The sequence below is a fragment of the Chloroflexota bacterium genome (genome assembly GCA_014360825.1).
In the GTDB taxonomy this organism is placed as follows: Bacteria; Chloroflexota; Anaerolineae; order UBA2200; family JACIWT01; genus JACIWT01.
In genome coordinates this window covers 1-13,535 of record JACIWT010000007.1, presented here as the reverse complement: position 1 = coordinate 13,535, position 13,535 = coordinate 1, and the positions used below count along the sequence as shown (strand labels likewise).

At 55.9% G+C, this 13,535-nt stretch carries 9 protein-coding genes; 6 read left to right on the top strand and 3 right to left on the bottom strand.

The window, feature by feature from the left end:
- Positions 1 to 108: 108 nt before the first annotated feature.
- A complete protein-coding gene (locus H5T64_05955; protein MBC7263891.1) occupies positions 109 to 1,305 on the bottom strand; it encodes an ROK family transcriptional regulator in 1,197 nt (398 codons plus the stop codon).
- Between the two features lie 165 nt (positions 1,306 to 1,470).
- Here H5T64_05955 and H5T64_05950 point away from each other — a divergent pair, with 165 nt between their 5' ends.
- A complete protein-coding gene (locus tag H5T64_05950) occupies positions 1,471 to 3,090 on the top strand; it encodes a hypothetical protein (GenBank protein ID MBC7263890.1) in 1,620 nt (539 codons plus the stop codon).
- A 56-nt stretch (positions 3,091 to 3,146) separates the two neighbouring features.
- Here H5T64_05950 and H5T64_05945 read toward each other — a convergent pair whose 3' ends face one another.
- Entirely contained in the window at positions 3,147 to 5,267 is a 2,121-nt protein-coding gene (locus H5T64_05945) for a glycosyltransferase family 39 protein (GenBank protein MBC7263889.1), read from the bottom strand.
- 252 nt (positions 5,268 to 5,519) lie between these two features.
- On the opposite strand from H5T64_05945, the gene H5T64_05940 reads away from it, so the two are divergent.
- From H5T64_05940 to H5T64_05920, 5 genes are all read left to right on the top strand, one after another.
- Complete coding sequence (locus H5T64_05940; GenBank protein MBC7263888.1) at positions 5,520 to 8,918, top strand: ABC transporter substrate-binding protein; 3,399 nt, start codon at positions 5,520 to 5,522, stop codon at positions 8,916 to 8,918.
- Positions 8,919 to 9,008: 90 nt separating this feature from the next.
- A complete protein-coding gene (locus H5T64_05935) occupies positions 9,009 to 10,088 on the top strand; it encodes an ABC transporter permease (protein ID MBC7263887.1) in 1,080 nt (359 codons plus the stop codon).
- Between the two features lie 55 nt (positions 10,089 to 10,143).
- Entirely contained in the window at positions 10,144 to 11,022 is an 879-nt protein-coding gene (locus H5T64_05930) for an ABC transporter permease (protein ID MBC7263886.1), read from the top strand.
- Positions 11,023 to 11,054: 32 nt separating this feature from the next.
- Entirely contained in the window at positions 11,055 to 11,936 is an 882-nt protein-coding gene (locus H5T64_05925; protein MBC7263885.1) for an amino acid ABC transporter permease, read from the top strand.
- A 7-nt stretch (positions 11,937 to 11,943) separates the two neighbouring features.
- Positions 11,944 to 12,672 carry an amino acid ABC transporter ATP-binding protein gene (locus H5T64_05920; protein MBC7263884.1) on the top strand — a complete coding sequence of 243 codons (729 nt, stop codon included), beginning with the start codon at positions 11,944 to 11,946 and terminating at the stop codon, positions 12,670 to 12,672.
- A gap of 50 nt (positions 12,673 to 12,722) precedes the next feature.
- On the opposite strand, the gene H5T64_05915 is transcribed toward H5T64_05920, so the two are convergent.
- The coding region (locus H5T64_05915) for an HAD-IA family hydrolase (GenBank protein MBC7263883.1) at positions 12,723 to 13,535 on the bottom strand (813 nt) is incomplete at its 5' end.

Here is a 13,535-nt window from a genome sequence, read left to right as displayed (position 1 = left end):
TCCAAAAGTTGCCAAACTCTGATCTTGATCTGACTCGATTGGCATCACCTCCCCACAACTTATTTCGTTCAGTGTCCGAAGAAAGTAAGGATACAAAAGGAAATGCCGCTAAGTTTTAGCGCCGACTAAACTCAGCGATTCGGTTCGGTGGATCGGCGACTTGAAAATCTCCCCCAGTACCACGGCCGCTGCGCCGCGCGCCCAGGTCTCATCGCCGGCCGGTTCGATGACGATCTGCAATTCATCAGCCAACCCATTGAAGGCGTGCTCGCGGATCGCCTGGGTCATAGGCTCCAATCGCCATGGCCCTGCGCGTACTCCCTCTCCCCCAACGATTACCAAGTGTGGGTTGAGGATATTGATGAGACTCGCAATACCTCTTCCAAAGGCTCGCCCCGTTTGGGCGAGCACCTCGCGCGCTAAGTCGTCTCCTGCTGCCGCTGCTCGACTGACCATTTCGATATCCAGTTCTGGTCCTGCGGGGAGGGTTGTCCTTCGACCGGCGGCAATGGCCTCGCGAACCAACCGCAGCACGGCAGGATCGGCGGCCACCGCTTCCAGGCAGCCACGCTTGCCACAGGCGCAAAGCGGACCATCCTCGGTAACCGCGATGTGTCCTAATTCGCCGGCGCCACCGATGGCACCGCGGTAGAATTGCCCGTTGACTACAATGCCGGCACCGATGCCACGCCCCACCGTCACTACTACGAAGTGATCCACACCATGACCGTAGCCGAACCACTGCTCGGCGATGGTGAGGGTGTTGACGTCGTTATCCAAATAGACAGGTAACCCGAAGTGTGCCTCAATAGGTTCGGCGATATTGACATCACGCCACTGGAAGAAGGGCGAGTAGCGACAAACCCCCGTTTCACCATTCACCACACCAGGCATTCCAATACCAATACCCAAGACGCGTGTCCGTTCTACTTGTGAATTCTGGAGAGTTTGTTCTATAGCGCGGATGATGATTGGGATGACAGCAGTGGGCTCATGCCGACCTCGCAGGGGGGTGATACGATGATGTAGAACCGTCGCGTCTAAGTCCGTGACGGCACTGGTGATGGCATGTTCCATCAGTTTGAGGCCGACAACGAAGCCAGCTCGTGGGTTGAGCACCAGCAACACGGGCTTGCGGCCCCCGGTTGATTCACCAACACCCACTTCCTCCACCAGTCCGCTTTCGATGAGATCCGCGACGATGCTAGAGACAGTAGCCAGGCTCAATTCAGAGAGATCTGCGATCGTAGTGCGTGAGACAGGCCCCTGGCTCTTGATGAGGTTGAGGACTAGGCTGCGATTCATCTCCCTCATCAGGTCTCGGTTCCCCCGGTGTACTCTGGCCAAGGCAACTCCTTACTTTATTCACTGACCTAAGTAATTATACCACATATTTCTTATTTTGTCAAATCGCTTGGCACGAGGATTTCTCTTGTGTTACAATAGGCTTGACGTCATAGGAGGCGAAATATGTCCGCATTCACATTCTACGGCGGAGTCGGCGAGATCGGCGGCAACAAGGTCCTGCTTGAGGATGGCGATACACGCATCTGGCTGGACTTCGGCATGTCCTTCGCCCAGATGGGTTGTTTCTTCGAGGAGTTCCTGCAGCCCCGGAGCAATGCCGGTGTACGTGACCTGCTGGCACTGGGTATCCTGCCCCCTGTGGAGGGGATCTATCGCCAAGACCTGATCGAGTTGCCAGAGATCGAATTGGCCTTGAGCGCGATACCCGATGCACCGCGTGACTTATGGAGATGCGACTTAGGTAGTTATGATGCTTACCTTGACCGCCACGGCCGTCCTTTTGTGGATGCGGTGCTTGTTTCTCATGCCCACGCTGATCATTTCCAGCATCTGGCCTATCTCGACCACCGCACCCCCATTGTCTGCTCACCAATCACGCGGCTTATTATGAGCGCCGTCAGCGACCTCTCTGGCGGCTCGTTAGAATACGAATTCTGCAGCGTACGAAGGAGGCATCTCAATCAAGCCCGTGAGCGGAGCATTTTTCCCGGCGACTGGAAAATTGAAAAGGGCGACCCACTCGAACGTAACTTCCAAGTCATTGGTGATTACGAAGAGCGATGCATCGGCAATCTCACCGTACAGGGCATCCCCGTGGATCATTCCGTCCCCGGGGCGATGGCTTTTCTCATCACCACCTCCGAGGGAACGCGGATTCTCTATACTGGCGATTTCCGTTTCCACGGTATCTTCGCCGAGGCCACAGCCCGTTTTCGTGAAAAAGTCGCCGCTTTGCAGCCAGAGATCATTATCACCGAGGGCACAAGAATAAACAACGATCGCGCCGACAGTGAGGAATTCGTCTATGAAAATGGGCTTGACCTGGCCCGCAAAACCACGGGCCTACTGATGGTGGATTTCGGCTGGAAAGACACCACCCGCTTTCTCACCCTTTGGCGCGTGGCTCGTGAGGCGGGACGCACTTTCGTCATCTCTGCCAAATTGGCCTACCTGTTGCGCCTGCTGTGGGAATATGACCCAGCACACTATCCCAATCCTGCGGAGGAGGATTCCATTCGCATCTATTTGCCCCGCATGGGATCATTGCTCTACACCCGTAGTGATTACACCTTCACTAAGTACAAGGCCGGCTATCTCACAGACTGGGATAAAGATCAGGCGCAGGATGAGCATTTCCCTGGCCTGTCGCACTGGCGCGAGGGTGTCCGCGCCTACCACATACGCCAGACGCCTGACCGCTATTTACTGATGCTTAGTTTCTGGGAATTAAATGAATTGCTGGATATACGCCCACCTGCCGACAGTTGTTACATCCGTGCCGCTTGTGAGCCTTTCAGCGACGAGATGCGTCTGGATGAGGCCCGGTTGAAAGCCTGGCTGCGGCACTTCAACGTGAACACCCAATGGGATAGCGCACCTTTCCAGAATCACGCTTCCGGACACATCGGTGGCCCTGAACTGTGCGAGTTTCTGCGTTCGGTCAAGCCCCGCGTCATTGTGCCCATCCACACCGAGCACCCAGACGCTTTCGAGGACCTGGCAGAACGCGTGTTGAGGGCAGAGGTAGGGAAGCGATACGCACTGGAGCCGTTGCTGGCATAGATATCTCAAGAGTCATGACACAGGGCAAAGGGAAGGGATTCCGTATCCCGTTGACCTCATCTCTCCCCATAAAACGCCACAAACGCCAGCCTGCCTTCGTAATCCCAATGCGAGACTGTGTACCAACGCTTACAAAGCCCTCGCATCTGATTCATGCGCTCGATATCCTCCGGATGAAAGATGAGCAGGAACTTGCCACGCAGGTTCGAGAGCGGCGGGATGTTTGGGTCCCAGTAACGGATGACGTCATCCCATTCCGGCGAGAGTCCGCCTTCCGCCAGGTGAATTTTCAGCGCATTGACGTTGGGCCAGTGTGGCCAATCCACTAAATAAAAGGGACCTTCTTTGAAATCCAGCATTGTCTTGGCAATTGCCCGGGCGTAGGAATAGTTGTGTCCGTAAGGCAGGGCATCTTCATAGCGGCCGAAATAGAAGGCGAGAGTATCGCCGGCCTCGTAAACGAGTACCAGCGCGATTGCGATCGTCAAAGCGGGCAAGAGATAACGGCTTAGGGATAACAATGGTGTTAGCTGCTGCCTCGTTCTCTCCTCTATCCCTAGAGTTAGTTCCGCCTCCGGCCGGTTTGCACTGGCCAACCATGTTTTCAGCAACCGCCATGTCACAACCAGTGGTAGCGAGGCCCCGATCATGGTGGGTCCGATGGCTGCCGATGAACGGAACATGCTCGGCGCATCATAGGGGGCCATGGCCAATAACATCGGCACGAGCGGCACGAAAAGAAATAGGAGTATCGCTCCATTCACGCCGGATCGCCAGTGGGCAACCAGGTAACCCAGGCCGAGGATAAACAGGACGCTGCTCATAAAGCCCAGATGGCGCTCCTGGTTGACGTTGTAGCGATCCACCCCTTCGCCGTAGAAATTCCACATTGCCAGGCTCTTCCAAATGTTGTGGATAATGATCTGCGGAATGGGCTTGTCTGCGTGTTGGAAATTCCAAGTCAGATATTCTACCTGCCGCCGCTCGCGGGCGGTGTAAGCCTCGGTCGCGTCGTGGGCATAGCGCAGCATAGGCACGAAAACGACCACCGCAATGATTATTGTGATCACCATCCCCTTTGTCAGTGACTTCAGCAAGTCCCGCCCGTGCAGTAGCGCCAAAGGAGTTATGCTGCCCACCATTGCGGCGAAGAGGAACACGGTGCCTTTGTATGTGTACAGTCCCAGGCCAAAAACCAACCCCATCAGCCCGAAGTCGAGAGAGCGGCGAGAGGATAGGGCCCGTGCCAAACAGTACAGGAGAAGAATGGCGAATAAAGGCATCAAGACCACTCGCAGACCCACACGGCTCAAAATCACATGCCACTTGTTCACTGCCAACAGCGTCGCAGCGACCAGCCCCACCTCCACGCCGAACAGACGTCGCGCCAGAAAATAGAGTGCCGGCACTGTGGCTATGCCCACCAAGGCGGAGGTATATTTGATGCTCAGATAAGAAAGGCCGAGGAGTTTGCCCACAATAGCGATCAGGTAGAAGAATAGTCCCTCGCGCCCTAAGTTCTCCCAAAAGAAAATGTAATACTCGCCGCGGTAAATACGCAATACGTCGAAGTAATTGGACGGCACATCAATGCCCATGTCCCAAGGTATTTGGTCCAGACGATAGAGTCGGAACCAGGCTCCTAACAGGCAGATGGAGACAAGGGCGATCTTTTCCCATGAGATTGTGATTTGCGGCCTGAGAAATGCCTGCAGTCGGGCCGCCCAACTCCGGCAACTCTCTTGCAGTAATGCGCCATCCCATAGGGCCCACAGACAGAGGGCGATGCCCATCAACCATGCCAGGGTGGCCCCAGGCTGAAATCGCTGTTCAGTGAAGCCGAAGATCGACATCAGCCCCAGTAGTACCCCGCCCGCAAAGAGCAAGGGCCGAGCGCATCTGGGGTCAGACGCTGTCTGCCAGAGCGGCCAGCGCTCCAGGGTAACACGACGGCTTATGGCTGTGAAGAGAGCCGAGGCCAGGATCATAATAGCGAGGGCCAGATTAGCGCCCGTTGTGTTGTGCTTGGGCAAGATATCGAGCCGCGCCTGGGCCAGAGCCGCCAGGGCGTAAGAGATCACCAGGATGATGAAGACGCGACACGGATTTAACACCGCGCGGGCACTTTTTCGCTCATGCGAGATCCCTTCATCATTTGTAGGTAACTGTTTTAACATTCCCTCAGAAACCTTAACATTTTGCGATTTTCCTACAAACGACTATTGACAAGGAGCGGCTCTTCGGGTATAATTATAACCAAATTTAGTCTTGGAACTACAACGCCGTAGCACCCTTGCGAGAGGAGGTGTTGCCACACCTAGAATACCTCGCTTGCCGTCTGCGGCATGCGCGTTTTACGGGGTTGGTGCCCCCAGTATGGCAGCGCGAATGTGCGAGAGGCTTAGAAACACAACATAGGAGGAGAGGAAATGAACCCTAAGATTCGGAACATTTTGGCTGTCCTGGTGGTTGCAGGACTCTTACTATCGGCCTGCCGCCCCACACCCACTCCAGCCCCAACGCCCACTAAACCGCCGGTGGTGCAGCCGACACCGACCACTCCACCACCAGCGGTCGAGCCCATCAAGATCGCTATCATCGGCCCACTGAGCGGTGACGTGGCTACCTTTGGGGCATCCAACCGCGACGGTGCGCTCATGGCCATCGAGGAGTGGAACGCCAAAGGCGGTGTCCTGGGCCGCCCGATCGAGCCCATCTTGGCCGATGACAAGTGCGATGCCCAAGAGGCCACCAACGCGGCCAACAAGGTGATCTTCGAGGACAAGGTGCACTACATTGTGGGCGCAGTGTGCTCCAGTGCCTCCATTCCCATCTCGGAGATCGCTAACGCCAACAAGGTAGTGCAGATCAGCGGCACCTCCACCAACCCCTTGGTGACAATCAACGAGGACGGGACAGACAAGGAGTACGTTTTCCGGGCCTGCTTCTTGGACCCCTTCCAGGGTGAGGCGATGGCCAACTTTGCCAGGGAGTTGGGCAAGACGAAGGCTGCGGTGCTGTATGACGTGGGCAACGACTATGTGAAGGGGTTGGCCGAGTACTTCAAGTCTGCGTTTGAGAAGGCGGGTGGCAGCGTGGTGGTGTTCGAGGCGTACACCAAGGATGACACGGACTTCTCGGCGCTGCTGACCAAGGTGGCGGATAGTGGGGCGGACGTGTTGTTCCTGCCCGACTACTATGCCAAGAACAACCTGATCGCTGCTCAGATCAAGGACAAAGGGCTGAAGATCCAACTCTTAGGCGGAGATGGATGGGACTCGCCGCTGTTGGACTTCCCGCTGTTTGAGGGTGGGTATCACTCCAACCACTACTCGCCGGCGGACCCGCGCCCCATCGTGCAGAACTTTGTGTCTGCGTACCAGGCGAAGTACGGGGCGGTGCCCGATGCGCTGGCCACTCTGGCCTACGACGCGACGAACATTCTCCTGCAATCCATCGCCAATGCTGGGGTGGATGATCCGGAGAAGGTGAAGGATGCCATGGCCGCCATCAAGTATGAGGGTGTGTCTGGAGAGATCACCTTCGATAAGAATGGCGACCCGGTGAAGAAGGCGGCGATCATCAAGATCGAGGGTGGCAAGCCTGTCTTCTACAAGTTCGTCGCCCCTGCAGCCCCTGCAGTTGGCAAGATCACTGTCGCCACTGATGCTACTTGGCCTCCCTTTGAATCCCTCAATGAGGAGACTAAGGAGATCGAGGGCTTCGACATCGATCTCATGAAGGCCATCGCTGCGGCGGCGGGCTTCGAGGTCGAGTTCATCAATGTCCCCTGGGATTCACTCCTGGCAGGCATGGCGGCAGGTACCTACGATGCGGCCATCTCCGCTATGACTATCACCCCGGAGCGAGCCGCGCAGTGGGACTTCTCCGAGCCTTACTACAATGCTGGCCAACTCATCGCCGTACGCATTGATGATACCACCATCACCAAGCCCGAGGACCTGGCAGGCAAAGTAGTGGGTGTACAGCTCGATACCACAGGCTACTTCGCCGTTCAGAAGATCGCGGGCGCGATTGCCAAACCCTACGACGAGATCGGCATGGCTATCCAGGATCTGATCAACAAGCAGGTGGATGCCGTCGTGGCCGATAACCCGCTGATCTCAGGCTATGTGGCCAAACATCCAACGGAGATCAAGAGCGTCGGCAAGCCCTTTACCGATGAATACTATGGTATCGCGGTGAGGAAAGGCGCTCCTGAGATCCTGGCTGCCATCAATGCTGGCCTGGCCAAGGTCAAGGCTGAGGGGCTAATCGAGCAATTGGAGGCGAAGTGGATTGCAGTGGCTGCTCCGCCGCCAGCCAGTCTGGTGAAGTCCATCGAGAAAATTGACGACTACACAGTCAAAATCACTCTGAACCGGCCAGACGTGGCTTTCTTGCAAAAGATCGCTTTCGGTGCTTTCCACTTCAGCAGCCCGGCTAACCTCCAGAAATATGGTGGTGGCGGGGATCTCTTCAAGAACCCAGTTGGCACCGGCCCCTACAAGTTTGTGGAGTGGGTGCCCGGCGACCACGTCACTCTGGAGGCCTGGGATGGCTACTGGGGCACCAAGGCCAAGACCAAGACACTCGTCTTCCGGCCCATCAAAGAGCCGCCAGCCCGACTGCTGGAACTGCAGGCTGGCACCATTGACGTTGTGATGGACCTTGCTCCTGATGATGTGGCCGCTGCCCAGCAAGACCCGAACATCGAGGTCGGTGTGCGCCCAGCCTTCAATGTTGGCTACCTCGGAATCAACCGGGCCCACAAACCATTTGACAACGTCAAGGTGCGACAGGCTATCGCCCATGCCATTGACAAGGCCAGCATCACCAAAGCGCTGTACGCCTCAGCCGAGCCGGCCAGCCAGTTCATCCCACCCGCTGTGTTTGGTCACAGCAAGGATCTGAAGGACTGGCCCTATGACCCAGCCAAAGCCAAGGCGCTGTTGGCAGAGGCCGGGTACCCGGATGGCTTCGAGACCACGCTGGCTGTGATGCCGGTCTCTCGCAAGTACTTCCCCGTGCCCGACAAGATCGGACAAGCGATTCAGGCCAATCTGGCTGCCGTGGGTATCAAGGCCAAGATCGTGCAGTACGACTGGGGCACCTACCTGGACAAGGCCGCAGCGGGCGAATTCGACCTGTTTATGCTGGGCTGGATGGCCGACTACCCTGATCCAACCAACTTCCTGGATGTGTTCTTCGGGGTGGGGGCAGACAACAGTTTCGGTGACCCCAAGGACTTCCCAGAGCTGTTGGATCTACTGCAGAAGGCAGGCAGCACTACCGACCTGGCCGAGCGGCAGAGACTGTACGATCAGGCCAACGCGTTCATTCACGAGAATGTACCTGCTGTGCCCATTGCCAACGCTGGTGGCCCGATGGCTTGGTCGAAGGCAGTCCAGGGCCTGCTTCCCAGCCCGCTGGCTCAGGAAGACTACTACCCGGTCAGCAAGCCCGGTGTCGACCGACTCATCATCGCCCAGAATGATGACCCCGTAGGCCTCGACCCTTCAGATGAGACCGACGGCGAGTCGTTCTACGTCTGCAAACAGATCTTCCAGGGTCTGTTGGACTACGAACTCGGTGGTACCGCGGTCGTCCCATCGCTGGCCGAGAGGTGGGACGTCTCAGATGACCTGACGGAGTATACCTTCTACCTGCGCAAGGGGGTCAAGTTCCATGACGGCACCGATTTCAATGCCGATGCCGTGATCCTCAACTTAGAGAGGATGTGGGATGCGAATCATCCCTTGCACGTCGGCCACACCGGGACGTTTGACTACTGGACGTACTTCTTCGGCGGTTTCAAAGGCGAGTAGTCTTCTGGAAGGTAAGACGGCGGTACTTCCACGGTGCGGGCCTCCGTGCCTGCACCGTGGATTTTGTATAGACCAGGATAGGGTAATCAAATGATACGTTATATCGCACAGCGCCTATTATTGCTCATCCCAGTGCTGCTTGGCATTTCCATTATCACTTTCGCCATGATGCGGCTAATCCCGGGCGACCCCATTCGAGTCATGCTCGGTGAGCATGCCACCGATGAGCAGGTCGCCAGGTACAAGGCGAGGATGGGTTTGGACCAACCCATTCACGTGCAGTACATTCGTTATCTGCAGAGCCTCGTGAGAATGGATCTAGGCCGGGCGATCAAAACCAATGAATGGGTTACGGTCGAATTGGCACAACGCCTCCCTGCCACGATTGAACTCACCATCGGGGCGATGCTAGTCGCCTGTACAGTCGGGATCACGGCAGGTATTATCTCCGCCTATTGGCACAACTCTTTTGTTGATCTGATGGTGATGATCATCGCCCTATTTGGTGTTTCGATGCCGGTGTTCTGGCTGGGTCTCATGTTGCAATACATCTTCGGTTTCAAATTAGGAATCCTTCCACCCTCGATGCGCCTGACCGTGGGCGTTTCGTTACCGAGCATTACCGAAGCCTACAATCTGCGGACAATTTTTTCCGGCTCTTGGGGGACACCGATCATTGCACTGGCGGACTTATTGTCGCGGTTCTATGTCCTATGTGCACTCCTGACAGGTAATAAGGAGGCTCTAATAGATGCACTAAAACACCTGGTGTTGCCCTCATTGGCTCTTGGCACAATCCCGATGTCCATCATCGCACGCATGACCCGGTCGAGTCTTCTGGAAGTGCTGGGGCAAGACTACATTCGTACCGCGAGAGCCAAGGGACTGCATGAGCGCACCGTGCTCTTGAGGCATGCCATCAAGAACGCCTTTCTACCCATCATCACAGTGATAGGCTTAGAAACGGGGTTGCTGCTCGCGGGTGCGATATTGACAGAGACGGTTTTCTCGTGGCCAGGCATGGGCAGCCTGGTCGTGGATAGGGTTTTGGCTCGCGACTATCCCTCGGTTCAGGGAAGCGTATTGGCAATTGTACTCATTTTCGTGTTTGTGAACTTGGCTGTGGACGTTTCTTACGCTTATCTGGATCCGCGGATCCGATTTGACTGAGCAGTTGAAAATAAGGGATGAGTTCTTTGGAAATGAAGGTGGAGACTGCGGAATGATGAGTGAATCCAGAGGGACTCTGTTTCGTGGTGCTCGAGGAAGCCTGTGGCGCGATGCCTGGCGTCGTCTATGGCGTAACAAGTTGGCCGTGACAGGAATTGTGATCTTGGCTACTTTCATAATTGCAGCGGTGGCCGCGCCGTTACTGGCACCTCATGATCCAATCGAACAGAACTTGCTGGAGCGCCGTCAACCGCCTTCACGAAGGCATCTCATGGGCCTGGATGAACTCGGCCGAGATATTCTGAGCCGCATCATTTACGGCGCACGGGCTTCCCTACAGGTTGGTGTGGGCTCCGTCTCCTTCGCCATTATTATTGGAGCGCTGATCGGTGCAGTGGCCGGCTACCTTGGGGGGTGGCTGGACAATGTTCTCATGCGCCTGATGGATATCATGCTGGCTTTCCCAAGCCTGCTCCTCGCGATCGCCATCGTTTCCATTCTGGGGCCCGGCTTGATGAATATGCTCTATGCTATTGCTTTGGTTTCCATACCTGTTTACGCCCGGATCGTCCGGGCCAGTGTGTTGGCTGTTCGTGCCCAAGACTATGTGCTGGCTGCCTATTCCGTAGGTGTCCCCCCGGCGAGGATCCTTTTCCACGAGATATTTCCCAACGCCTTGACGCCTCTGATCGTACAAGCCACGCTGGGGATCGCCACCGCTATCCTGGATGCGGCAGGACTTAGTTTCTTAGGATTGGGTGCCCAGCCGCCTATGCCCGAGTGGGGCTCGATGCTTGGCCAGGGGCGATGGTCGGTATTTACCGCCCCGCACATCGTGCTGTTCCCCGGCCTGGCCATTATGCTCATGGTGTTGGGCTTCAACCTCTTGGGTGATGGCTTGCGGGATGCACTGGATCCCAGGCTGCGACTGTAGATACTCTGGATTCCGATTCGGCAGGAGGAATGATGAGCGCAGAAATCGAGAGAACTATCCCTCTTTCTCGAATGATGGCGGCGCGGCGCCGCGTCAGCGGCTTCGACTGGTGGTGGCTGTTGGTAATCGGTGTGGCGGCAACCATCGTGTACTTGGTCCGCAAGTCGCCTGATCCCTATCTGCGCATCGTGTTGTTCGTCCGTGATGGCATGGGAGTCACAATACGACTCACCCTAATTTCATTTGTTCTCATCCTTCTTGTAGGTATGATTGGTGGGCTGGGCCGTATTTCTCGCATCCCGATTATAAAGGGTCTCGCCTCACTGTACGTGGAAATCATTCGCGGCATACCACTGCTCGTCCAGTTGATATTCATCTACTACGCCTTCCCCGCCTTTGTGATCAAGGTGGGTCAGAGGCTCCTGGCTTTCGGCCCGCGTTCTACTACCCTGGGAGCGAACGTGGTACAATTCATTACGAGCCTGGGGACGAAAATGGTGCAATTCAAACTGGACCCTTTCGGAGCAGCCGTACTTGGACTTACCGTCTGCTACGGGGCTTATATGTCGGAGATCTACCGCGCCGGCATCGAGTCCATTCCCAAGGCACAGATGGAGGCAGCGCGCTCTCTGGGGATGAACTATCTGCAGGCCATGCGCTACGTGATCCTGCCCCAGGCCGTGCGCATGATATTGCCTCCCGTGGGGAACGAGTTCATCTCCTTGCTCAAAGATTCATCGTTAGTCTCAACGGTGGCGGTAGCCGACATGGTGCGTCGGGGCAGAGAATTCATGGGCAAGTTCTTTCTACCCTTAGAGACTTGGCTCATGATCGCACTCCTCTACTTGGTGATGACGCTCTTCTTTACCCGCATCGCCCAATATATTGAGAGGAAAATGTCCTATGAGCACTAAGGAGAAGATGATCGAAATCCGACACGCCTACAAAAGTTTTAACTTCGGGCGAGTGAGAGCGCTGATTGATGTCAGCCTGGACGTTTACCGGGGCGAGGTAGTGGTCATTATTGGTCCCAGCGGCTCGGGGAAGACTACCCTGTTGCGCTGCATCAACCATCTGGAAGCATTGGACAAAGGCACTATCGTCGTGGATGGCATCCCCCTGACCGAGGCAGAGAATATCAACAGGGTTCGCGCTGAGGTTGGCATCGTCTTCCAACAGTTCAACCTGTTCCCACACTTGACGGCGCTGGAAAACATCACCCTGGCCCAACGTGTGGTGCGTAAGCGCTCAAAAGAGGAAGCCGAGGCCATTGCCCATGAACTCTTACGCAAAGTCGGTATCCCAGAGAAAGCAAATGCTTATCCTCTCCAGCTCTCCGGCGGCCAGCAGCAGCGAGTGGCTATCGCGCGGGCATTGGCTATGAATCCGAAAATCATGCTTTTCGATGAGCCCACATCGGCTCTAGACCCCGAGATGATCAAGGAAGTGTTGGACGTGATGCTGGACCTGGCCCGCGAGGGAATGACGATGGTGGTGGTTTCTCATGAGATGGGCTTTGCGCGGGCAGCAGCACAACGGATGATCTTTATGGATGGAGGACGTATTATCGAGGAAACCACGCCTGAGGAATTGTTCACCTCCCCCAAGGAGGAACGCACGAAAATATTTCTGAGTAAGATCTTACATTAAGAACCTCTCTAAATGCTCTCGTGGGCAGCGTGATTGTCAAGATCCCACCGCTACGCTGTTACAGATCGTCCCAACATCTTTTCCAAGTGACGCGTGAGGTCTTCGTACGAAGTGAAAGTAATGGCGTGCATCCCGATCTCGCGTGCCGCTGAAGTATTCCGTTCCTTGTCGTCAATCAAGAGGCATTCTTCCGGGCGCAGGCCCAGGCGCTCGGCGGTGAGGGCGTAAATCCGGAGGTCTGGTTTGCGCAGCCCTACCCGCGAGGAATTAATGACCACATCGAACAAATTGGCGATTCCGTATCGTTCAAGCAGGCCTTCGAGAGCCGGCGTGGCGTTGCTGAGTAAAGCGATCTTATAGTTCGAGCGCAATTGGCGCAAAAGTGCCACCATGCGCTCGTCGAGGTCATCGAGGGCGAAGGGGTTGTCCCGCAATGATTCGAACTCGGGCGGGATAGGCCATCCGAGTCGGGCACAAACATTGGCCCAATAATCTTCATAGGAAATGCGCCCCGTAGAAAATGCCTCCCATGCCTCTCCGGCAAAAAGGGTGGTCTGAAGCGTGCCTTTCTCCAAACCCAATTCTCTCTCATAGTGCTCCATCAAGGCCCGAAGTTTCTCTGTCCGTGTCAGTACACCACCAAAATCAGTGATGAGTGCCCGCACGGAAACATTTCGAGCACTCATGATCTCTAATACCAACACGTCGCGAGCCCGCCCTGTGGGGGTAAAGCCGAACCAACGGTAAAGGCGCTGGGAGCGCTCGTTATCTGCTTGGGTGTCTAAAATGATGTGTTCCACACCCTGGCGCTCGAAGAAACGTATTGCTTCAGCCAGCATCCGGGTGCCAATGCCTTGTCCCCA

Coding starts and splice junctions, on each gene's coding strand:
- H5T64_05955 (MBC7263891.1), bottom strand. CDS start 1,305: ATGAATCGCAGCCTAGTCCTCAACCTCATCAAGAGCCAGGGGCCTGTC.
- H5T64_05950 (MBC7263890.1), top strand. CDS start 1,471: ATGTCCGCATTCACATTCTACGGCGGAGTCGGCGAGATCGGCGGCAAC.
- H5T64_05945 (MBC7263889.1), bottom strand. CDS start 5,267: ATGTTAAAACAGTTACCTACAAATGATGAAGGGATCTCGCATGAGCGA.
- H5T64_05940 (MBC7263888.1), top strand. CDS start 5,520: ATGAACCCTAAGATTCGGAACATTTTGGCTGTCCTGGTGGTTGCAGGA.
- H5T64_05935 (MBC7263887.1), top strand. CDS start 9,009: ATGATACGTTATATCGCACAGCGCCTATTATTGCTCATCCCAGTGCTG.
- H5T64_05930 (MBC7263886.1), top strand. CDS start 10,144: ATGAGTGAATCCAGAGGGACTCTGTTTCGTGGTGCTCGAGGAAGCCTG.
- H5T64_05925 (MBC7263885.1), top strand. CDS start 11,055: ATGAGCGCAGAAATCGAGAGAACTATCCCTCTTTCTCGAATGATGGCG.
- H5T64_05920 (MBC7263884.1), top strand. CDS start 11,944: ATGATCGAAATCCGACACGCCTACAAAAGTTTTAACTTCGGGCGAGTG.